The organism is Neptuniibacter marinus (assembly GCF_001597725.1).
GTDB lineage: Bacteria > Pseudomonadota > Gammaproteobacteria > Pseudomonadales > Balneatricaceae > Neptuniibacter > Neptuniibacter marinus.
Map to the genome: position 1 here is coordinate 1 of NZ_LUTR01000003.1, position 21,447 is coordinate 21,447.

The 21,447-nt window shown below is 41.7% G+C and carries 18 protein-coding genes, 4 tRNA genes and 1 pseudogene; 18 read left to right on the forward strand and 5 right to left on the reverse strand.

The genetic code is table 11. The features are described from left to right. The first annotated feature begins 2 nt into the window (after window positions 1-2). From A3774_RS03705 to A3774_RS03735, 7 genes are all read left to right on the forward strand, one after another. Window positions 3-77 (forward strand) — tRNA-Gly (locus A3774_RS03705). A 28-nt stretch (window positions 78-105) separates the two neighbouring features. Next, window positions 106-181, forward strand: a tRNA-Glu gene (locus tag A3774_RS03710). 17 nt (window positions 182-198) lie between these two features. Continuing rightward, window positions 199-273 (forward strand) — tRNA-Gly (locus A3774_RS03715). A 28-nt stretch (window positions 274-301) separates the two neighbouring features. Then, window positions 302-377: transfer RNA gene (locus A3774_RS03720), tRNA-Glu, on the forward strand. A 218-nt stretch (window positions 378-595) separates the two neighbouring features. Beyond that, entirely contained in the window at window positions 596-961 is a 366-nt protein-coding gene (locus A3774_RS03725) for a type 2 periplasmic-binding domain-containing protein (protein ID WP_156473648.1), read from the forward strand. Beyond that, window positions 933-2,135 carry a TonB-dependent receptor gene (locus A3774_RS03730; RefSeq protein ID WP_156473649.1) on the forward strand — a complete coding sequence of 401 codons (1,203 nt, stop codon included), beginning with the start codon at window positions 933-935 and terminating at the stop codon, window positions 2,133-2,135. The genes A3774_RS03725 and A3774_RS03730 overlap by 29 nt, the downstream gene beginning before the upstream one ends. Window positions 2,136-2,140: 5 nt before the next feature. After that, window positions 2,141-4,993: a putative bifunctional diguanylate cyclase/phosphodiesterase gene (locus tag A3774_RS03735; protein ID WP_067863357.1), complete on the forward strand. Its 2,853-nt coding sequence runs from the start codon at window positions 2,141-2,143 to the stop codon at window positions 4,991-4,993. 26 nt (window positions 4,994-5,019) lie between these two features. On the opposite strand, the gene A3774_RS03740 is transcribed toward A3774_RS03735, so the two are convergent. After that, window positions 5,020-5,415 carry a PA2817 family protein gene (locus tag A3774_RS03740; RefSeq protein ID WP_067864097.1) on the reverse strand — a complete coding sequence of 132 codons (396 nt, stop codon included), beginning with the start codon at window positions 5,413-5,415 and terminating at the stop codon, window positions 5,020-5,022. 237 nt (window positions 5,416-5,652) lie between these two features. Here A3774_RS03740 and A3774_RS03745 point away from each other — a divergent pair, with 237 nt between their 5' ends. The 6 genes from A3774_RS03745 to A3774_RS03770 all read left to right on the forward strand — a co-directional run bounded on the left by A3774_RS03745 (window position 5,653) and on the right by A3774_RS03770 (window position 11,572). Beyond that, window positions 5,653-6,585 carry an ABC transporter ATP-binding protein gene (locus A3774_RS03745; protein ID WP_067863359.1) on the forward strand — a complete coding sequence of 311 codons (933 nt, stop codon included), beginning with the start codon at window positions 5,653-5,655 and terminating at the stop codon, window positions 6,583-6,585. Further along, entirely contained in the window at window positions 6,582-7,355 is a 774-nt protein-coding gene (locus tag A3774_RS03750) for an ABC transporter permease (RefSeq protein WP_067863362.1), read from the forward strand. Before A3774_RS03745 ends, A3774_RS03750 begins: the two co-directional genes overlap by 4 nt. After that, the gene (gene queF / locus A3774_RS03755; protein WP_067863365.1) at window positions 7,355-8,179 is read left to right on the forward strand and encodes an NADPH-dependent 7-cyano-7-deazaguanine reductase QueF; all 825 of its coding nucleotides are present in this window, start codon (window positions 7,355-7,357) and stop codon (window positions 8,177-8,179) included. The genes A3774_RS03750 and queF overlap by 1 nt, the downstream gene beginning before the upstream one ends. A gap of 12 nt (window positions 8,180-8,191) precedes the next feature. Then, the gene (locus A3774_RS03760; RefSeq protein WP_067863368.1) at window positions 8,192-8,749 is read left to right on the forward strand and encodes a nitroreductase family protein; all 558 of its coding nucleotides are present in this window, start codon (window positions 8,192-8,194) and stop codon (window positions 8,747-8,749) included. 18 nt (window positions 8,750-8,767) lie between these two features. Continuing rightward, window positions 8,768-9,232, forward strand: a complete 465-nt coding sequence (locus tag A3774_RS03765; RefSeq protein ID WP_067863371.1) for a YiiD C-terminal domain-containing protein — start codon at window positions 8,768-8,770, stop codon at window positions 9,230-9,232. A 102-nt stretch (window positions 9,233-9,334) separates the two neighbouring features. After that, a complete protein-coding gene (locus tag A3774_RS03770) occupies window positions 9,335-11,572 on the forward strand; it encodes a heavy metal translocating P-type ATPase (protein WP_067863374.1) in 2,238 nt (745 codons plus the stop codon). Window positions 11,573-11,671: 99 nt separating this feature from the next. Here A3774_RS03770 and A3774_RS03775 read toward each other — a convergent pair whose 3' ends face one another. After that, entirely contained in the window at window positions 11,672-12,238 is a 567-nt protein-coding gene (locus A3774_RS03775) for a peptidylprolyl isomerase (RefSeq protein WP_067863377.1), read from the reverse strand. 461 nt (window positions 12,239-12,699) lie between these two features. On the opposite strand from A3774_RS03775, the pseudogene A3774_RS03780 reads away from it, so the two are divergent. Beyond that, a pseudogene (locus A3774_RS03780) lies at window positions 12,700-14,313 on the forward strand (methyl-accepting chemotaxis protein). A 275-nt stretch (window positions 14,314-14,588) separates the two neighbouring features. Here the strand turns inward: A3774_RS03780 and A3774_RS16730 are convergent. Continuing rightward, complete coding sequence (locus A3774_RS16730; RefSeq protein ID WP_067863380.1) at window positions 14,589-15,014, reverse strand: hypothetical protein; 426 nt, start codon at window positions 15,012-15,014, stop codon at window positions 14,589-14,591. Between the two features lie 201 nt (window positions 15,015-15,215). Here A3774_RS16730 and A3774_RS03790 point away from each other — a divergent pair, with 201 nt between their 5' ends. Continuing rightward, window positions 15,216-16,634: an aminotransferase-like domain-containing protein gene (locus A3774_RS03790; protein WP_067863383.1), complete on the forward strand. Its 1,419-nt coding sequence runs from the start codon at window positions 15,216-15,218 to the stop codon at window positions 16,632-16,634. A gap of 36 nt (window positions 16,635-16,670) precedes the next feature. Here the strand turns inward: A3774_RS03790 and A3774_RS03795 are convergent, their stop codons facing one another. Then, entirely contained in the window at window positions 16,671-17,411 is a 741-nt protein-coding gene (locus A3774_RS03795) for a spermidine synthase (protein ID WP_067863386.1), read from the reverse strand. A 142-nt stretch (window positions 17,412-17,553) separates the two neighbouring features. Between A3774_RS03795 and A3774_RS03800 the strand changes: the two genes are divergently transcribed. The 3 genes from A3774_RS03800 to A3774_RS03810 all read left to right on the forward strand — a co-directional run bounded on the left by A3774_RS03800 (window position 17,554) and on the right by A3774_RS03810 (window position 20,233). Continuing rightward, the gene (locus tag A3774_RS03800) at window positions 17,554-18,873 is read left to right on the forward strand and encodes a deoxyguanosinetriphosphate triphosphohydrolase (protein ID WP_067863389.1); all 1,320 of its coding nucleotides are present in this window, start codon (window positions 17,554-17,556) and stop codon (window positions 18,871-18,873) included. A 77-nt stretch (window positions 18,874-18,950) separates the two neighbouring features. Further along, window positions 18,951-19,325 (forward strand): translation initiation factor Sui1, encoded by a 375-nt coding sequence (locus tag A3774_RS03805; protein WP_067863392.1) that lies wholly within the window; start codon window positions 18,951-18,953, stop codon window positions 19,323-19,325. A gap of 152 nt (window positions 19,326-19,477) precedes the next feature. After that, complete coding sequence (locus A3774_RS03810) at window positions 19,478-20,233, forward strand: retropepsin-like aspartic protease (RefSeq protein ID WP_067863394.1); 756 nt, start codon at window positions 19,478-19,480, stop codon at window positions 20,231-20,233. A 16-nt stretch (window positions 20,234-20,249) separates the two neighbouring features. On the opposite strand, the gene A3774_RS03815 is transcribed toward A3774_RS03810, so the two are convergent. Next, window positions 20,250-21,446, reverse strand: a complete 1,197-nt coding sequence (locus tag A3774_RS03815) for a hypothetical protein (protein ID WP_067863397.1) — start codon at window positions 21,444-21,446, stop codon at window positions 20,250-20,252. Window position 21,447: the final 1 nt, after the last annotated feature.

Genomic DNA, 21,447 nt, shown 5'->3' on the forward strand with positions numbered 1-21,447 from the left:
TTGCGGGAATAGCTCAGTGGTAGAGCACAACCTTGCCAAGGTTGGGGTCGCGAGTTCGAACCTCGTTTCCCGCTCCAAATTCAGTAGTGAATTTGAATTTTTTGTGTCCCATTCGTCTAGAGGTCTAGGACACCGCCCTTTCACGGCGGTAACAGGGGTTCGAACCCCCTATGGGACGCCATTCTCTTTGAAGGTTTTGCGGGAATAGCTCAGTGGTAGAGCACAACCTTGCCAAGGTTGGGGTCGCGAGTTCGAACCTCGTTTCCCGCTCCAAATTCAGTAGTGAATTTGAATTTTTTGTGTCCCATTCGTCTAGAGGTCTAGGACACCGCCCTTTCACGGCGGTAACAGGGGTTCGAACCCCCTATGGGACGCCATTTCCTTATTTTTCTTTGTTGTATCGTCCAGTAAAGTGAATTTCTGCTCAGTTTTAAGAAAAATCTCTTTTCTTGAACTAGACTACTATGCGTTGTACCTTATTTATTTGAAATAAATATTGTTTTATTTCGAGTCTAGGTTCTTTCACATAGGATGTGGTTGTATTCATTGTATGATCCGACTTTTGTTATTTTTATTATTGTTAGCGCTTCCTCGGATGGGTTTATCTGAGGTGATCGTCAATTCGAGTGTTTCACTTGATAGCGTTAGCCGACAATACCTCCTCTCTATTTTCTCGATGCAAACTCGTGTTTGGCCTGACGGTCAGTCAGTTAGGGTTTATATTCTTCCTCCCAATAAAGCAGAACATCAAATGTTTGTTAAAAAAGAGTTAAAGCTCTTCCCTTATCAGTTAGTGAAAATCTGGGATCGATCTGTTTTTTCTGGCTCAGGACAGTCCCCAATGGTTGTAGAGTCCTTTGACGAGATGCTAGATAAAGTATCTAAAAATAAAGGAGCGATAGGGTATATATCCATGGATAAGGAGGGGAGCAGTGATGCTAAGACTTTACAGGTTAAATAGATGGTTTAGTGTGTTCCTTTTCAGTCTGCTATGGGCAGGTGCTGTTGAGGCAGATGATATTGACTGGGAAGTTAATGGTTTTGTTACTCAGGGCTTTGCGTTAACAGACGATAATAACTTCTATGGTAAGAGTGAGAGCGGAAGTTTTGATTTTAGAGAGCTTGGTATTAGTTCAACTACGCGCTTAAGTGAACGGTTTTTAGTCTCTGGGCAGTTGGTTTCTCGTCGGGCAGGGGAAGTGGATGATGGTAAATTAAGTGTTGATTATGCCTTAGTGGATTATCGCTTTTTGGAACAACAATGGGGACATGCAGGTATACAGCTAGGGCGGGTAAAAAATCCATTTGGTTTTTATAATACGACGCGTGATGTAGCGTTTACACGGCCTTCAATTATGCTGCCTCAATCGCTCTATTTTGACCGAGCCCGAAATCTAGAGCTATCTTCTGATGGCTTGATACTTTATGGAACGAAAATGTTGAGCGGTGGGCGTATTAAATCGGAGTTGTTAGCTGGCGCCCCGCGCAAAGATAAAAATGTGGAATATGCGTATTTGAATGATGATTGGCCCGGTTCATTTGATCAAACTCGAGGCTACCTTTGGCGTACAGAGTATAGTTTGAATGACTATAGTTTTATCGGCGCTTTTACTTATGGGAATTTCAAGTTGGATTTTGATCACCCCTCGACTCCGGCTCCTGGGGCGCCTGGTGATGGTCGTCTCGATCTTGGCGTTATTGTTTTGTCATTACAATACAATTGGGATAAGTGGAGTGTGACGGGGGAGTATTTTCGGCAAGATGTTGATTGGGGTAGTTTAGGAGGCGTATTTTCGCTTAAGCCTGAAACGGCCAGTGAATCTTTTTATCTACAGTTAGAGCATAGGTTTACGTCTGAGTTGTCTATGTTTGCTCGACGAGATGTATTTTATATAGATAAGGACGATAAAGATGGTAAAAAGACGGAAGCGCTATTGGGAGTGCCTGCCTATAATCAATATGCTTTCGATTGGACGCTTGGGGTTGGTTGGGAGCCTTCCTCTCATTGGCTGTTCCGTGCCGAATGGCACAAAGTAGAAGGGACGGGTTGGTTAGCAACACAAGATAATCCCGATCAAACCAAGAAAAAAGAGAATTGGGATCTGTTTCTTCTCCAAGCAACCTATAGGTTTTAATAAAGATGACGGATGTGCATGCGAGTAGTCGCTCTTTTTTTAGCTTGCGCTGGAAGGTATTTATATACTTAGTTTTTGCATTGACTATGGTGCATCTTATTTATGGCTATTACTCCTATTTAAGCTTAGAAAAGAAAAGTGAGCAACAGCGTCTTGAATTTATAAAACGCGATGTGGATGTGCTAGAAGGGCTGGTCGCTACCTCTTATGATCGACTGCTCAATTTAGCAGAAATCATCCCCCTCGTTGTTAATAAACAGTATGAGGGAAACATAAGATCGGAAGCATATACGGAGGTTATCGGAACCCTCTTTCCAGATCTAGTTATGAGTGGATCAATGGATGCTATCTATTTTTATGATAGTGCAGGCAAACTTGTTGTTAAAGACGGTATTTTTGTCGACTTTCCTGTATCTGTTATCACTCAAGTTCAAGAGATTGAATCGCCCGTTAAGTTTTTTCATTGCGCCGAACAATGCTTACGTTTTATTGCTATGCCCGTTACTTTGGAGAATAGCCAAGTTGGTGTAGTCGTCGTTGGGCGTGAGATGCGCGATATCATTCTTGAATTTAACCATCAAACAGGACGAGATATTGGTCTTGCCTTGCAGCCGGCTGAAAGTGTTGATGATGCTCGGTTACAAATGTTGGAGCTTAAGTATTTAACTCAAAAGTCTGAAAATGAAATGTTGTTAAATACATTAGTAAGCGAGCAGCATATCTCTGCCGAAGGTGGGGTGTATGAAGTTGATGCCAATAATCGTCATTACCAAATTCTTTTAAAGGCGCCTGAGGGAACTATTCCTGGTCAAGCTTATTGGATTCTTATAGAAGACCATACAAATACTTATATAGCGGCGAGGGATGATCTAATACAGAGCTTATTGGTTTCTGGCTCAGGACTTTTAGTGGCGGCTCTGTTTTTATTGACTGTTTTGCGCTCACCTTTGAGTGCACTCGCTAAAGTATCGTCGCTTCTACCGCTTCTCGCAAAAAGTTCCTATGAAGATATTCGTTTAGGTATACATACAATCAAACGCAGTAATATTTTTGAGGATGAGTTAGATCTCTTGCAAAATAGTACCTTAGAGGTTTCACAACAGCTTGAGTATTTAGAAACGTCTTTACTTGAGCGAGCGGAAAACCTAACTGAGCGATCAGTCCAGCTTGAGGCTGAGCGTGATTTTGTTACTAGTCTTTTGAATACTGCTGAAGCAATTATTATGACCTTAGATGATGAGGGTAATATAGAGACAATTAACCGTTTTGGTTTAGGCATACTTGGGCTTAACAATGAGGAAGTGACATCACTTAGTTTTTTTGATCTGGAGCATGATCAGCAAGATGTGAAAGAGCATCAAGCGTTAATGGAACGTTTGTTAAATAAGCAAGAAAATAAGATACAGATTTTAGCTGGGATTCGAGCTCAAAGTGGCCAGGTATTACAGATTTCATGGTTGCATTCTGCATTAAATATCCCAGATTCAAATGCACAGGTTTTATCTATAGGTATGGATGTTACAGAACGCCAGCATGCTGAAAAAAGCCTTGAGTGGATTGCAAATCATGATTCGCTCACCGCCTTACCTAATAGATTGATGTTTAATAATCTGGTAGAGCAAGCGCTTGCTCGGCATTTGGGTGGTGAGGATATTATCGCTGTACTTTTTTGTGATTTAGATTCCTTTAAAGATGTAAATGATTCCCTAGGTCATCCGGTGGGGGATGAGCTGTTAAAGCAAGCGGCAGAGCGTATTCAAAATGTCATTAGTACTAGTGACATTTTAGCCCGTTTAGGTGGAGATGAGTTTACTGTTCTGTTGGAAGCGTGTTCCTCAGTTCAAGAGCTTGAGGATGCTGCTGCGCATATTTTAACAGCATTTAGAGAGCCCTTTATCATTGATGGTTACGAAATATTTAGTACCTTGAGTATTGGTATTGCGATCTATCCTGAACATGCTGTCGATGTAACTACGCTTGTGCAATATGCAGACGTGGCCATGTTTGATGCGAAAGAGCGAGGTAAAAATCAGCTACGTTTTTATCATGATGAGCGCGGTAGTGAGCGTTATGAACGCTTTTCTTTAATTAATGATCTGCGACGAGCATTAGAGCGTGATGAGCTTAAGGTTTATTTTCAACCTCAAATAGATACGAGTTCAGGTAGCGTGATGGGAGCGGAGGCGCTTCTTCGTTGGCAGCATAAAGAGCTTGGTATGATCTCTCCCGCCAAATTTATTCCTTTAGCTGAAGAGCAAGGATTGATTGTACCTATTGGCGAATGGGTGTTACGCGAGGCTTGTAAGCAAGGGAAGATCTTACATGATGAAGGTATACATATTTGTATGGGGGTTAATGTTGCTGGTCAGCAGATTATGCATGAAAGTTTATTGTCGACTGTGCAACAAGTAATACATGAGACAGGCATAGACCCTAAACTAGTTGATTTGGAGGTGACCGAGAATTTTTTATTACGTCAGCCTGAAATCACGATTCCTAAGCTGCAAAAAATCAGAGAGATGGGTATCTCGCTCTCTATGGATGATTTTGGTACAGGCTATTCTTCTCTTAGTTATTTGAAAAAATTACCACTCAATACCTTAAAGATTGATCAAAGCTTTGTGCGTGATATAGGGATTGATCCAGAAGGTGAAGCGATTGTGAAAGCAATTATTGTATTGGCAAAAAGTTTAGGTTTAAAAGTACTTGCCGAAGGGGTGGAAACAAGTGAGCAACTTGCTTACCTTAGATTGCACGGTTGTCATTTAATCCAAGGTTATTATTTTAGTCGACCACTGCCGGGCGCAGAGCTTGTAGGTTTTGTCGCTAACCAAGCAGTGGATATAACATTTGAATAAGAGAATAGGGAGTGTATGCTTCTACACTAGTTCTGACTAAATATACTTGCACGTTTGTTTAGGTAATCAAACTCTTCATTATTTTCTTCTGCGCTGAATCGCAGTTCATCTAGCTGTTGGAATTTATCTATCTCGTCGTCGGCCATGTTATGTAGACAACTACCTCCAAAAAACCAGAGTAGATCCCTAGCGATTAAGTGGGCGAGGGCTGGGTACATTCTAAACGCACGTTCTAGAATTTGTTCTCCAGTTATATAGATGTTTTCGTTACCTGCTTCAAAGTCTTCAATAAGTTGTTTGAGGCTAAGAATAAAGGCTTCGTCTTCTTGTGTGATCTCATCATGCGTAAAGGGCTCGCACTTTATCAAATTGTTATATGCAATTTTCAGGAAATTAAGGTGATGAATTTGGTAAGATGTCATTTCGGGCTCCGATATCATGGTGAAGCTATTTTATAAGGTGGAACTTAAGCCTGCTAGTTTGATCTGAATAAATAATCCATTGAAAGCAAATTTGAGTTACTTACAATGTACGGCCGTTGTTTGTATACATAGCTTATGGATTATATGGCGGAGCTGCGTCTGTTTGGTGTAAACAGTAGAACATATACTCTTTAAAAAATTCACGTACACCCCCTTATTTTAAGTCGGGATAGCTAGATGACATTAGCGTTAACAGTTGAAAAGTTACATAAAGTTTACGGCAATGGTTTTGAAGCGTTAAAAGAGATCTCTTTTGATGTGGCTGAGGGCGATTTCTTTGCACTACTTGGACCTAACGGGGCAGGTAAGTCCACGACCTTAGGTATTGTCTCCTCATTAGTTAATAAAACGTCCGGCAAGGTCTCTATTTTTGGTATTGATATTGATGACAATCTGACGGGAGCAAAGCTTAACTTAGGTGTTGTTCCACAAGAATTTAATTTCAATATGTTTGAAAATGTCAAAGACATCCTAGTGACGCAGGCTGGATATTATGGGATTAAGCGATCCGTAGCTTCAGAGCGCGCTGATTACTATCTTAAAAAGTTAGGTCTATGGGAAAAGCGCAATGGCGCAGCTCGTATGTTGTCAGGAGGAATGAAGCGTCGCTTGATGATCGCGCGTGCGTTAATGCATGATCCAAAATTACTGATTTTGGATGAGCCAACGGCAGGTGTTGATATTGAGTTGCGTCGCTCGATGTGGGAGTTTCTGCGTGAGCTAAATACGTCGGGTACTACGATTATTTTAACGACACATTATCTGGAAGAAGCAGAAAGCTTATGTCGAAATATCGCTATTATCGATAAAGGCCAGATTATTAAAAATACTAGTATGCGATCCTTACTACAACAGCTCACGACAGAAACGTTTATTTTGGATATCGATACTAGTTTATCTGAAGCGCCGCAATTAGATGGGTACGTTGTTCGTTTGATTGCAGATAATGTTTTGGAAGTAGACGTTGAGAAGGAGCAGGGTTTAAACAGTTTGTTTGAACGTTTACAAGCTCACAATCTGTCAGTGCGAAGTATGCGCAATAAATCAAATAGGTTGGAAGAGTTATTTGTATCGCTTGTGGATAAAAATCTTAATCAGGATAAAGCATGAACGCCCACGATCTTTTTATCGCCTTTTGGACTATTTTTCGCCGTGAAGTACGTCGTTTTACCCGTATTTGGCCGCAAACTTTACTTCCGCCTGCAATCACTATGACGCTGTATTTTATTATTTTCGGTAATTTAATTGGTAGTCGTATAGGAGAGATGGGCGGTTTTAATTATATGGAATATATTGTTCCAGGTTTAATTATGATGTCCGTTATTACAAACTCATACAGTAATGTGGTCTCCTCATTTTATAGTACTAAGTTCCAACGTAGTATTGAGGAATTACTCGTATCGCCTGTACCAAACTGGATTATTTTAAGTGGTTTTGTCCTCGGTGGCGTAGTACGAGGCTTAGGTGTGGGTTTAATAGTAACCTTGCTGTCCCTATTTTTTACGGAGCTGCAGGTACAAAATCTATTAGTAACTATCACAATCGTTTTCCTGACCGCGGTTTTGTTTGCTTTGGGCGGGTTTATTAATGCGGTATTTGCTAACTCGTTTGATGATATCAGTATTATTCCTACCTTTGTTTTGACGCCACTTACTTATTTAGGCGGTGTCTTTTATTCAATTCAGTTATTACCTGAATTTTGGCAGGGCGTATCTCAGCTGAATCCTATTCTTTATATGGTGAATACCTTCCGTTACGGTATTTTGGGGGTGAGTGATATAAATGTTGGGTTCGCTTTTATGATGATCTTGCTGTTTATTGGTGGGCTCTTCTCTTATGCACTTTATCTGCTTCAAAATGGCAAAGGAATTCGTAGTTAATGAACACAAATGATGATGTAAAAAACTCGCCGTTAGGCCAGGATACTGAGTATATTAATAGTTACGATCCCTCGATATTATATCCAATAGCGCGTGACTTAAATTGGAAAGAGCAGGGTGTTGATCGTACTACGCTACCCTTCAAAGGGGTCGATATTTGGAACGCTTATGAGCTTTCTTGGATAAATCAGCGAGGAAAGCCGGAGGTTCGTCTTGCTGAATTTCGCGTGTTTGCTGATAGTAAAAATATCATTGAGTCTAAATCCTTTAAGCTTTATTTAAACTCACTGAATTTGAGTAAGTTTGAATCGCAGAAAGAGGTTGAGGCCTTATTGATTAAAGATCTTTCTGAAGCGGCGGGAGGGCGAGTTAATGTAAGGATCTATCATCCGGATCAGGCGCCAGAGTTTGGCCAATTCACCGGCTTCTGTATTGATAACCAAGATGTTGAGATTACACAATACACACCAGATCCAGACCTTCTATTTACCTGTGAAGATCAGGTTGAAGAGGTTCTATATAGCCACCTCTTAAAATCTAACTGTCCTGTAACAGGGCAGCCAGATTGGGCAACTTTAGGTATAAGCTACTCTGGTAAGGAGATTGATCGAGAAGGTTTACTAAAATATATAATTTCTTATCGTGAACATGGTGATTTCCATGAGCAGTGTGTAGAAAATATCTTTATGCATATCTGGGAACGTTGTAAACCAGATAGTTTAAACGTTTATGCTCGTTATGTGCGCCGTGGTGGATTGGATATAAACCCATTCAGAAGTAGTGAAATGGAAGATATCGATAATCTACGTTTAAGTCGACAATAACTGGAGCTGTTTATGGATGCATTAGAACTCTTACATAACCGTGTATCTTGTCCCGCCTTGGCTGAACCTGGGCCAACTAAAGCGCAGCTCGATAATATCTACCAAGCGGCGCTTAGAGCACCGGATCATGGCGCGATTAGACCTTGGCGTTTTTTAACAGTCACAGGGCCTTCCCGTGAGCGTTTGGGTGAATTATTTTTACAAGCGGCGTTAGCTGATAACTCTGAGTTAGCTCAAGAGCGTCAAGAGAAAACACGCAAGATGCCATTGCGCGCACCTACTTTGATTGTCGTCATAGCGGCGGTATCTGATCACCCTAAAGTGCCTCAGCTTGAACAAGAGGTTTCGGCAGGATGTGCAGCACAAAATATTATCTTAGCGGCCCATGCTCAAGGTATCGGGGCAATGTGGCGTACCGGTGAGATGGCTTATCATCCGCTTGTTAAATCAGGTTTAGGTGTTAAGGAAGAAGAAACCATTATTGGTTACATCTATTTAGGTACGGCTAAAAAATTACGCAACCCACCTCAGCATGATCAGGAACTTTATGCCACTGATTGGCATGGGTAAAGTGAAAGGCAGCCATTTTTGACAGATTATAATCAAATAGCAGAAGAGTTCCTTATTAAGTTGAGGGGCCAAATTCCATTGATTAATCATTTGGGACTTTTTCCTCTCAAATGGGATGGATCAAGGCTAGAAATGAAAGCCTCTCTTGCGCCTAATGTGAATGATAAAGGCACTGGTTTTGGCGGGTCTTTAGCAACGGTGGCAACCTTGTGTGGTTGGAGCATCGTTACTCTTTACCTCAAGTCTCAGGGGCGGGATGATGATGTTGTCATCCGCGATAGTCATATAGAGTACTTTCTGCCAATTACCGCAGATTTTACAGCGATTACCTCTTTGCCTGATGAGGGGGCTGTTAGCCTGTTTTATCGGAAAATGTTAGAAAAAGGGCGCGCTAGAATGGATCTTATTATCGACATTAAGCAGGATGATAAGATCGCTATGCGTTTGACGGGTAGTTATGTTGCTTTAGAAAAAAGACGTTAATATAAATAATATCCCTACCTAGTCTTGTCCTTTAATACAAACTAACCACTTAGTGCTGAGTGGTTAGTACTTCTATTTAGTTTCTATTTATTGGATACCATCATGATATACCGCTTCTCGTTACAAGGTGTTAAGTGTGCTGGCTGCGTCCGTTCTTTGGAAAAGGGTTTAACTGCGAGCAGAGCGATCGATGACTTTTCGGTGAATTTTGCGGATCGTAGTTTAACGGTCTCTTCTATGGAACCTGTTGAGCAGATCATCAGCACGGTAGAGGAAATTGGTTATGGTGCGATAGAGATAACGGACTCGGATAGTTTAGAGAAAGTTCAGCTAGCTGAGCAGCAGCATTACCGAACAACGTTGATACGTAGCCTTGTTGCTTTAGGTTTTGGGGCTTTGTTAATGGTTCAGATGTGGCTTGGCTGGGTGCCACCTATTAATCAAACCAGTGGGATTTTGTTGGGTGTTATCACCTGCTTATTATCACTTGTGATCATGTTTGCCTGTGCAAGCCATATTTATAAAGGTGCTTGGCGGTCTGCACTTAAGTTAAATTTCAATATGGATAGTTTAATTGCACTTGGAACAGGTGCCGCTTGGTTTTATTCCACAGGGATTGTTTTAGTCTCCCTATTTGGCGTTGTTCTTCCTGAACCTGCGACCCATCTCTATTACGAAGCTTCAGTTATGATTTTGGGTTTTATCTTATTAGGGCAAGCACTCGAAGCAAAAGCGAGAAAGAAAACCGGTGATGCTGTGCGTAGTTTAATGCAGCTTCAACCGAGTACTGCATTACGGATACGCGGTGATGATGAACAGGAGGTCGCCATTGAATTACTCTCGCTACAAGATCTAGTGCGAGTGCGTCCCGGTGAAAGCATTCCTGTTGATGGCGTAGTAGTGTCAGGTGAAAGTTATATAGATGAGTCGATGCTGACGGGGGAATCTGAACCGGTGCATAAGCTTGAGGGAGAGCCGCTGGTGGGCGGAACGCTCAATGGTTCTGGTAGTTTACTAATGAAGGTGGAGAAGGTTGGCTCCCAAACCGTATTGGCTCAAATTATTGAATCGGTCAGGGATGCGCAAAACTGTAAGCCAGAGCTAGGTAAACTGGCCGATAAGATTGCCTCTTTCTTTGTGCCTTCTGTGATGTTGTTTGCAGTGTTGACCGCCTGTATTTGGTTCTTTTGGGGGCCTGAGCCTCAATTAACCTACGCAGTCATTACGATGATGACTGTTTTGATTATTGCTTGCCCTTGCGCTTTGGGATTAGCAACACCTATGTCGGTCATGGTGGCAGTAGGACGGGCAGCAAGTGAAGGGGTTTTGATTCGAAATGCAGATGCGTTGCAATTGGCTGAACGAGTAACAACGGTCGTATTTGATAAAACAGGTACAGTGACAGAAGGTAAGCCTGTAGTTACTGATCAACAGTATATTTGTGATAGTCGAAACATTAGCCAAGTCCGTCAAGCAATTTTAGCGATACAGTCTCGCTCTGAACATCCTCTTGCAGCAGCCATATGCACTCATATGCAGATGACGTTAGATCATAGTGGTGAAAACCTCAGTGTTGAATCGTTTGAAAGCCTCTCTGGCTTAGGGCTTTCTGCTTGTGTAGCGGATAAGCATTGGGTTATGGGTAATGCTGCTCTTATGGCTGAACAGGGTGTTCGTTGTGAGGAGGTTTTACCTAAAGCTAAGCAATGGGCATCAGAAGCGAAATCCTTAGTATATGTTGCTTGTGATAAGGAGTTGATCGCTTTATTGGCTATTGCTGATCAGGTTAAAAGTGATTCTGAACCGGCTATCGAAAAGTTAAAAAAAGCAGGGCTGAATATCATTCTATTATCAGGGGATAACCAGCTTACGGCAGAAGCTATTGCTCTCGAAGTGGGAATCAAGCGAGTGATTGCAGATGTTAAACCTGAACAAAAGCAGGAGGTTATTAAAGACCTTCAAGCACAAGGAGAGGTTGTGGCTATGGTTGGAGATGGTGTTAATGATGCACCTGCATTAGCTCAAGCTGATTTGGGCTATGCGATTGGTACTGGGTCTGATATAGCAATTGCGAGCGCGGATGTAACGTTGATTTCAGGGTCTATATCGAGTGTCTCTAAAGCGATGTCAATCTCTAAAGCCACGGTGAAAAATATCAAACAGAATTTGTTTGGTGCGTTTGTTTACAATGCGGTAGCGATTCCTATCGCTGCAGGCGTGCTATTTCCTTTTATCGGAGTGTTATTAAATCCGGCGATTGCTGGAGCTGCGATGGCGATGTCGTCCATTACCGTTGTTAGTAATGCCAATCGACTTAGGTGGCTTAAAATAGATGGTTAAATTTAGATAGCTAAAGGGGATTGAGTCTTACTATAAAAAAATCTGTTACCAGAATAAGCGAGAGCATAAGATCTTAGTAAGACTCAATACAGAGTTTGTTTATTCGCCGATGCGGCTAATTTTTTCTATTATAATAGGGGACTTTGGTACGTCCCTATGACCGCTTTTTTCTGTTCTAGGTGCACGACTTATTTGAATCGCTAAGTCCATGCCATCGGTTACTTTACCAAAAACGGTATAGCCAAAGCGGTTACCTCTTGCATCTAAATTTCTGTTGTTGACTGTGTTTATAAAAAACTGGGAAGTTGCGCTATGGGGGTAGTTTGTACGCGCCATAGCGATCGTGCCTAGTGTATTACTTAAGCCATTTTTAGACTCATTCTTGACTGCTTCTTGAGTTTCTTTCTTTTCCATCTCTTGTGTAAAGCCGCCACCTTGAATCATAAATCCTGCGATGACGCGATGAAAAATCGTGCCTTCGTAATATCCACTATCCACATAGTTTAGGAAATTTTCGACTGTTTCAGGAGACTCATTAGGAAATAACTCAATGGTTATATTACCTAAATTGGTTTGCATAATAACCTTAGGATTGTCACCTTCGGCGAATGCAGGTGAGATAAATAAGATAGGTAAAATGATGGTTAGCAAAATCTTTTTAAACATAAGAGGTCCATTAGTTTTTATTTATACGTATAGACGCTAAATCTACCGTTTATTCTTTGCCCTGGGTAGGGAAATTTTCAGTGCTGTTTGTGGTTCTAGTTGTGCAAGTCTATAAAAAGAATATCATTTAAGTACAGGAGGCGCCTACTTTAAAAGGAGGCGAGGCTACTTGTATCAAGAAAGCTCAGCGTCGGTCAGTTTTATCTGATCTATACTTTTATGAACGAGAGTGTGAATATGGATATCTGTTGGGGATAGGATTGATGACGCTTAAGAACAGGCCTTTTTAACAATTAAAACTATAAAATCTGGGTATATTTTGAGGTTAATGGCTTATTTTGGCCATTGTCTCTTGTGCGTAGTGCGAACGGTGGAGTAATTCAAATCATGGTAAATGTGACGTTAAACAGAAAATACTTCTGTTAACGCTGGTGCCTCTTCTTACGGTATTAAGTATTGTAATGTTTGTGGCCAATATACAGTTAAGGGAGTTTGGTGAACATCAAATTGAGGTATTTCGTTCGCAGCTGTTGGCGGATAAAAAAGATGCCTTAGAGGGCTATGTCGATCTTGCTCTATCGTCAATAAAGCACATTTATGATCAGTCTTCTGCTGATGATCAAACAGCTGAAGATCAAGCTTTAGATATCATTACTAAATTGGCTTATGGTGAAAAAAATGATGGCTATGTGTTTGTTTATAAATATGATGGGACTAATTTAGCAATCCGTCCTAAGCCTGAATTGAAAGGCAAAAAGTTAATGGGTCTTAAAGATAAAAATGGTGTTTTTATTGTTAAGGATCTGATTGAACAGGCCAAAAAAGGCGGTGGCTTTGTTGAATATGTTTGGGCGAAACCATCTAAAAAAGCGGATATGCCAAAGCTGAGTTATGCCAAGGGCCTTGATAAGTGGCAGTGGATGATAGGTACGGGCTTCTATGTTGATGATATCGACGATCAAATAGCAGTCGCGCAGCAAACTTTAGAAGAGGATATTAACCATATAATGATGGTGTTTCTGTTAGTGGGCGCGGGTTTAGTGGTGGTTTTCGGTGTGATGTCTATTATGTTTGCGAATAATATTGCTAACCCCCTTGCTGCAGCAGCGGAAGCATTAAAAGGTATAGGTGAAGGAGAAGGTGATCTAAGCAAACGCCTGGATACATCGGTTAAAGGAGAGGTTGGAGATGTCGCTTATGGTTTTAATGCGTTTGCGGCCAAAATCCAACTCTTAGTGAGTGAAGTTAAAAGTGTTGTTGAGGAGCTTTCTCGTACTTCCCATTGCATGATCAGTGTTGTAGATGAGACGCGGACTGAGGTGAATGAACAACGCCAAGAAACAGAGCAAGTAGCCGCGGCTATTCATGAGATGGCTGCCGCTGTTCAGGAGGTATCTATGAATGCCACTAATACATCACACTCAGTTCAAGAAGCTGATGAGTTTGCCCAAGGTGGGCAAAAGGTAGTGAATGAAACGGTAGTGTCTATCCAGTTATTGCAAGGGGGAGTCAATGCCGCTTCAGATGTTATCACCCAGTTGGATTGTGATGCTGAACATATAGGCACTGTTGTTAATGTAATTAAAGATATTGCGGATCAAACAAACTTATTAGCATTGAATGCGGCTATTGAGGCTGCACGAGCGGGAGACCAAGGGGGAGGCTTCTCTGTGGTGGCCGATGAAGTACGTACATTGGCAAACCGTACGTAGCAGAGTACTGATGAGATACAGTCCATGATCGAGAAACTGCAGTCTGGTGCACGACAAGCGGTACAAGAGATGGAAAAGAGTCGCATACAAACAGATCAAACGGTAGTGAAAGCGACTAATACGGGATCTCAGTTGGAGAGTATCACGGCATCGGTTAGCCAAATTAGTGCAATGAGTACACAGATTGCGACTGCGGCAGAGGAACAAACGGCTGTTGCCGACGAGTTGGGGCGCAGTATCCAGCATATTGCTGATATTTCTGAGAGGGCTAGTAGTACTGCTGATCAATTGTCAGAGACGACAAGTGAGGTATCCCAGTTAGAGGTACGTTTAAGCACTTTGGTTAATCAATTTAAAGTCTAATCTTATTTTTGTAGTGCTAAAAGCGAACAATTCTGTTCGCTTTTTTATTTGTATTATTAAATAAGGACGCTGTTTATATTATGGCAAAACCAAATAAAAAGGGTCCATCAACAACGGTTAATGTGTATTGCAGTCAGTGTCGAACGCGTCTTTTTAATTACCGAAAGGGAGGAAAAGGGGCGTTGGTAAAATGCTTCAAAGAACGGATTAATGAAGATTATACAACTACCCCTTGTGTATGCCCTAGCTGTAATAGGCTGTTTGCTCGTGAAGCATTAATTCGTGGTACGCCCGCCTACAAGTTGATTGGCGGGAAGGTGTTCGCTAAGTAAACGATTCTGATCTTTAGTATGGTTTGGTGCTAAGCAGTTTATTGTGCCTTCCAGTAAATAGTAATTATCATCTTTTGGAAGAAAACTACTATCTAAGCTTTTATTTGAACTGTCTTGCTGTGTTGGTGGAAGTAGCTTATGGGTATAAGCCCCACCTTTACATAATTCGCGAGCCTTGTGATGCCACATGGCTGTTACATCTTTTAAGCTGCTTTTTTCATTACCATAGTATTGGACGGAAAAACTAGTCGAGGTGAGGGGTGAAAACTTATAGCCTGATAACCCGTCAAATAAGTGGTAGTTGCTGTCACAACCATTTAATAGATAGCTTCCTAGTATTAGTACAACTCCTTTTTTGAAATTAAGCATGACCCGCCTCCGTATATCTATTTGCTATCTTTATCATTACAGATCTGTAATTAATTTAGATTGTTAGAATAAATTAGATTGATTTTTGGTTACAGATTTAGAATTATCTAATTATTCGTATACAGATTTGTTTTTTTTTAACTGTAATGTATTATAAATCAATATCTGTACCACTTAATTGAAGTGTAATGGTGTTTAGCGGTGAAACTGTATGAGCAGTTGTTGGAAGAATTAAGTTTGCGTATTGAGCAAGGGTATTATCCCGCGGGTAGCAAAATGCCTTCTATACGTATTTTGAGTAAAGAGCGTGGCGTTAGCATCTCAACGGTTCAAGAAGCTTATCAACGTTTAGAAGAACGAGGTCTTGTTGAGGTTAAACCTAAATCAGGTTATTACGTACAAGGTCGTTCAGTTGCGCCGACACTGCCAGAAATTAGCCGTCCAGCACAAAGACCACTAGAGGTCTCTCATTGGGAGCAGGTTTATCATCTGTTAAATACAGAGAAGGGAAATGGACATCTCGCATTGGGAACCGCGATGCCTGATGTCAGTTCACCGACGCTTAAGCTATTAAAAAAGGCATTGGTGGATTCTGCAAAGCAGGGGGGAGATGCTTTTATAAACTATTGTGATCTACGGGGCTCTGAAAAGCTAAGGAAACAGATCGCCCGCCTTACTTTAGATTCAGGGTGCCAGTTACATCCCGATGAGATTATTATCACAACGGGTTGTCAGGAAGCATTGGTTTGTAGTTTGCGAGCAACCACGAATCCTGGTGATGTAGTGGCAACAGATTCACCTAGTTTTTATGGTTCTACGCAAGCGATTAAAGCGTTGGGTTTAAAGGCGTTAGAAATACCTACTCATCCTGAAACGGGTATTAGTTTAGAAGCGCTGGAGCTGGCGTTAGATCAATGGCCGATCAAAGCAATTCAGGTAACGCCTACCTGCAATAACCCACTAGGCTATACAATGCCGGAAGATCGGCGAAAGGCCTTATTGCGATTAGCGCAGCAGTTTGACCTACCTATTATCGAAGATGATATTTATGGTGACTTGTTTTACAAATCACCGCGACCACGCACAATTAAATCTTTTGATGAAGAGGGGCGTGTACTTTTATGCTCATCATTTTCAAAAACATTGGCTTACGGACTACGTTTAGGTTGGGTAGCCCCTGGGCAATGTACTGAAAGAGTGCTGCATAAAAAGTTTGTATCAACCGTGAGTAATCCACCGATCCAGCAGGCCGCTGTGGCAGAGTTTATTGCGCAGGGAGGCTATGAGCGTCATATGAGAATTATGCGCGCTCAGTATCAACAGGCCCGTGATTTGATGATTGATCTTGTTAAAATAAATTTCCCTGAAGGGACGCGTATTAGTTATCCAGAAGGTGGTTATTTGCTGTGGGTTGAGTTACCTATTGAGGTCGATACTATTAAGCTCAATAAATGCTTAGAAGAACATAACATTAGTATTGCACCTGGGGTGATTTTTTCTGCTTCAGGTAAATATAGAAATTGTATGCGTTTAAGTTTTGCTAAAAAACCAGATGAATCAGTGACGCAGGCGGTAAAACTTATGGCAAAACAGATACGGGAGTTACTTGCTGTAGGGTGATCTGTTTTGGCATAAGGCTAGCCGACTTGTTTCTATTTAATACTGTTTGAGCCGGCTTAATGAGGAAGATAAAGAGAAACCTAGTTTTAAGTTAAGTGCTTTCGCCTGATGCTTTAGCTCCTTACTGGTGAGTGAACACTCCAATTTACCAGCGAAAATGATCCAGTTCCCACAGCTGGTGGTGCAGCCTCTGATATCGGTAAAGAGCCCTCTTAATATATCAAGGCAGTCACCGGATTGATGCTCTTTCCAGCAATTAAGCACCAGCCAACCGTCCTCTTTTAGTAACGAGTGGGCAGCAGTTAAATATTCTGGAGAGAGTTGTTTAGCATCTAAGCCTTCTTCGCTGTATATATCGCTAAAGATTATATCAACTTTGCGTTTGTGCTCATCATGCAAAAAGTCGTAAGCATCCATATTAATAAGTTCTAAACGCTTACTTCTGGGTAATTGAAAGTATTTATAGGCGGTGTGGATTACATCAGCTCGGAGTTCTATCACCTGTTGTTTTAGTTCTGGGTAATGGTGGTGCAAGCAATTATTCAATGCACCTGCACCTAATCCCAAAGTGATACAACGTTTTGGCTCGGTCATTAGCAGTGCAATTAACATCGCCCGCGCATATTCATGTTGGGGCACTAAAGGTTCACTTTTAAGCCAGCAACTTTGTTCATCGGTATCACCAAATGCAAGGTAGCGTTTGTTGCCATCATCTATGACGCGTATTGCGCCATATTCATCATAGCTACGATGTATCTCTTTCCCATGTATGAACATTTGGCACCTTGCTTGATTAGAGTAGAGCGGGCATTCTATAGCGGTCTTATACTATTATGCTACTTCAGTTTTGTCTTTGATGATCGACAGAATGGGTTGCAGCGAACTAATTTATATTAAACATTCTTTTGGAGAGTTGTGCATGGAGATGCAATGGCCACGTCTATTAACAACTAAACGTTATGGACATGCGGAGCTTGCCGATGAGGAGATCGGTCGTAGTCATTTCCACAAAGATCATGATCGCATTATTTTCTCCAGTGCTTTTCGGCGCTTAGGACGTAAAACACAAGTGCATCCAATGGCTTTGAATGATCATATTCATACACGTTTGACCCACTCTATTGAGGTGGGCAGTTTAGGGCGAAGTTTAGGCATCCGTGTCGGTGAGCAGATTCAGGATCAGTTACCCGAATGGGCCACCGCTTATGATATTGGCATGATTGTACAGTCAGCCTGTCTTGCCCATGATATTGGTAATCCACCTTTTGGTCATGCGGGTGAGTATGCAATAAGGGATTGGTTTAAGCGTCGTGGTGATAGTGAACTACTCAAGAGTTTAAGCCAAGAGGAGCGACTAGATCTGATGACCTTTGAAGGCAATGCGCAAGGGTTAAGGGTTGTAACTAGAATTGAGAATCATCTGTTCGATGGCGGTTTGCGGTTAACCTATCCAACCTTGGGGGCTTTGCTCAAATATCCGTGGAGTGCTCAATATTCTGGCTCAAAAGGGAAGTTTAGTGCCTACTTAACTGAGCTAGAAATATTGAATAAGTTAGGCCGTGAATTAGGTTTAGTATCTTTAGGGGAAAACCGTTGGTGTCGTCACCCCTTAGCTTACTTAATGGAAGCGGCTGATGATATTTGTTATGCCATTGTAGATCTAGAAGATGCGATAGAACTTAATATACTGAGTTTTAATGAGATTAAACCCATACTTCTTCAGCTTTGTGGGGATACCTCATTTGATGATGAGATTTTTACCTCTCAAGCATCTGCGCGACGTAAAATCTCTGCCTTAAGAGGCAAAGCGATGGAGTTTATGGTCTCTTCTGCAGTGCAGGCTTATATGGATAATCAGCAACAGATTATGCGTGGTGAGTATCAAGGTGAATTACTGAGTGATGGAGACCCTGATGTCCGTGATGGTCTTTATATCGCTAAAGCCTTAGCAAAAGAACGCGTGTTTCCAGATACGCGAAAAGCTGAGCTTGAAGTTGGGGCTTACACGACTTTAGGTATTCTACTTGAAGCATTTTGTCATGCGGTTTATGACAATCATCACTTAGATGGTGAGAAACTTAGTTATCGTAGTGAGAGGATTATCAGCTTGATGGGTATACATGCGCCAAAACCGGAGCTTCCTCTCTATCAAGCTTATATGCGAGCGTTAGATTTTATTAGTGGCATGACTGACAATTATGCGACCTATTTGGCCCGTCAGATTGGTGGTTTAAGCTAGTAACTATATTAAAGCGGGTTAGTGCGAAACGAGTAACTATCCTATAATGGGCTTTTAATAATGATAAGGAAAATGGCGTGGCATCGTTAAAAGATCAGTTGAGTGGTTTGGTATATTCAACAGAAAAAGGTGATCTGTGCCCAGGCTGTTCTGAGGCGGTAGATGCGTGTATTTGTGCCTCATTAAACGATCAGCAACGTTTAGACAGTTTGGATGGTATTGTTCGTCTTCGCCGTGAAACCTCAGGTAGGAAAGGCAAAGGAGTTACCACAATTACAGGGGTTCCCTTGGCGGATGTGGAGCTAAAAGCCTTAGCGAAAAAACTTAAAAAAGTCTGTGGTACCGGCGGTGCATTGAAGGATAGTGTTATAGAGATCCAAGGTGATCATCGAGAAAAACTAAAAACCGTTTTGGAAAAAGAGGGTTTTACCGTTAAGTTAGCAGGTGGCTAATATGGCGAAGAAAAAAATATGTACTCGGTGTATCGCGCTACGTTTTGCTTTGTTGTTTATGGCTGTAGTGGTTTTATTTATGCTTAATGGACTTTCACATTTCTTCTCATAACGCCGTGACGTATGTTTTAAATTACAGCGAGGTAGATTGAATGTTTGGCCTATTGTATAAACGGTCTGTCTTGCTTTTACTTTTATTTATACCTACGTTTGGCGAAGCAAAAATCTATCAGTACAAAGATGATTCTGGACGCAATGTTTATGTGGACCGGTTATCAAAAGTGCCTGCAAAATATAGGGACCAATTAGACGCCCGAGACGAGGTAAAAGATCGACTTTCTAGCCAAGCGTTACAGCAACTGTCTAGAGAACGGGATCGTAAACAGTTACAGATAAAGGTAAATGCTGAGCGCTCTAAGATACAAGACGCGATCAAAAAGTGGGTGACGCCTTTTACGTTCCATTCGAACCGTATTCAGCTACCGATTAAATTTGTTTATGGTGCTCGCTCAGTCACTCTGAATTTAGTTATGGATACGGGTGCATCATTTACGGTTGTACATAAATCAGCAATAGGTTCTCTAGGGGCACAGTTTATTGAGGCGGGTGCTGCACGAGTAGCTAATGGAAGTATTGTGCAAACCCAACGGGTGAACTTTGATCGTGTCGATATAGGACCCTATCAAATACCCCATGTGTCTGCGGCGGTTATCGATTATCAAGGGAATTCAGGCGGTAGCCATGGTTTACTAGGTATGGACTTCCTATATAACGCCCAGTATGAGTTAGACAGAGAGAATCAACAGATTATTTGGGCGCCAGCTAAGTATAAAAAACTCCAAGATGATCTGTTAACATTAGATAAACTAGAGCAGCGGCTTCTGAATGAAACCGCCGCTTCAGAGTAAGCATGGCAGGCTGTTATTAAAAGTAACGTTCAACCGTTAATTGCAGATGATCATCTTGCTTAATGCTATAGCTTAGATCCATAGGATCGTTGCTACTAAAAAAACGCCCATCTAAACTGAGTTTCCAGTTGTCACCATAGCGTCGGCTTGCTTCAATAATGAGACTATCGCTGTGATAATCAATGTCGTGGCTTAGGCCTGCCAGCATCTCTGTGCTACTTGCATCGTTGAGTGTTAATCGGGCGCCCAGAAAGAGATCGTTTTGAACTGCGGCGTCAGCATCTTCTCCACGCTCATCCCAACCATATTCCATTAATACGCCGAGATCTGCGACACTTTCTTGAATGCCATAAAAGGTATACTCAAATCCACCTTGGGCGGCCCAGTAGTTTTCGCTATTAGTATCGCGGTTAATGGTTTCTAGTTTCCATAACCAACTATCTATGGTCGCTTGCAGATCAAACCCTATTTGGTCCATCTGTTCATAGTAAGGTGCTAAGTAGGTGTTGCCATTACTATTCTTAAGTAGAAGCTTTGGATCACGGTTAGTACCATGAAACCAGTAAGCTCCAAGATCAAAGTCACCTAAGGTATGGCTCCAACGTATAGCGGTATCTAAATGATGTTCGCCCGCCGAAGATTCATAGCTGGCCTGACCCCTATTGACCACAAGCCCTGAACGCAATCTTCCATCTTCACCGGAAAAGGTTCTTTCTCTAAAGCCGGGTAAAAGATAAAGATCGACTATACCCCAATCTCGAACAAGAGAGAGGTTGATCATCTGTTGGCCTAGTTTATCTTCGCCATCAAAATCTTCTACGCTATCGGTTTGGTTAATAACATCAACCAGATGCTGAAACTCGGTTACCCCCCAAAATACTTTGCGTAGACCGATACGTAGTTCCCAATCTTCACCGATATGGATCCAGCTCAGTTCACGGATATCACCGTGGGTCCGTTCGTTATCGTTTCCATCGACACGCAGATAGGGGGTGAAGGTTAGACTGTCTATGCCATCATTCCATTCCCAATAAAATTCAGGCTCCACTGAGAAAGATAAGTTTGAGCTATAGTCCTGATGTTGGAACTGGGCATCTTGGGAAAAGTAACGTGCTTCAGCACTCACTTTACCTGACATCTCATAAAAGGTTTCTGCTTGAGTAGGCAGGGCTGTTAACAGCCCTGCGGTTAGCAGTAATCGCTTACTGTTCATA

Coding starts and splice junctions, on each gene's coding strand:
- A3774_RS03725 (WP_156473648.1), top strand. CDS start 596: ATGGGTTTATCTGAGGTGATCGTCAATTCGAGTGTTTCACTTGATAGC.
- A3774_RS03735 (WP_067863357.1), top strand. CDS start 2,141: ATGACGGATGTGCATGCGAGTAGTCGCTCTTTTTTTAGCTTGCGCTGG.
- A3774_RS03740 (WP_067864097.1), bottom strand. CDS start 5,415: ATGACATCTTACCAAATTCATCACCTTAATTTCCTGAAAATTGCATAT.
- A3774_RS03745 (WP_067863359.1), top strand. CDS start 5,653: ATGACATTAGCGTTAACAGTTGAAAAGTTACATAAAGTTTACGGCAAT.
- A3774_RS03750 (WP_067863362.1), top strand. CDS start 6,582: ATGAACGCCCACGATCTTTTTATCGCCTTTTGGACTATTTTTCGCCGT.
- queF (WP_067863365.1), top strand. CDS start 7,355: ATGAACACAAATGATGATGTAAAAAACTCGCCGTTAGGCCAGGATACT.
- A3774_RS03760 (WP_067863368.1), top strand. CDS start 8,192: ATGGATGCATTAGAACTCTTACATAACCGTGTATCTTGTCCCGCCTTG.
- A3774_RS03770 (WP_067863374.1), top strand. CDS start 9,335: ATGATATACCGCTTCTCGTTACAAGGTGTTAAGTGTGCTGGCTGCGTC.
- A3774_RS03775 (WP_067863377.1), bottom strand. CDS start 12,238: ATGTTTAAAAAGATTTTGCTAACCATCATTTTACCTATCTTATTTATC.
- A3774_RS16730 (WP_067863380.1), bottom strand. CDS start 15,014: ATGCTTAATTTCAAAAAAGGAGTTGTACTAATACTAGGAAGCTATCTA.
- A3774_RS03795 (WP_067863386.1), bottom strand. CDS start 17,411: ATGTTCATACATGGGAAAGAGATACATCGTAGCTATGATGAATATGGC.
- A3774_RS03800 (WP_067863389.1), top strand. CDS start 17,554: ATGGAGATGCAATGGCCACGTCTATTAACAACTAAACGTTATGGACAT.
- A3774_RS03810 (WP_067863394.1), top strand. CDS start 19,478: ATGTTTGGCCTATTGTATAAACGGTCTGTCTTGCTTTTACTTTTATTT.
- A3774_RS03815 (WP_067863397.1), bottom strand. CDS start 21,446: ATGAACAGTAAGCGATTACTGCTAACCGCAGGGCTGTTAACAGCCCTG.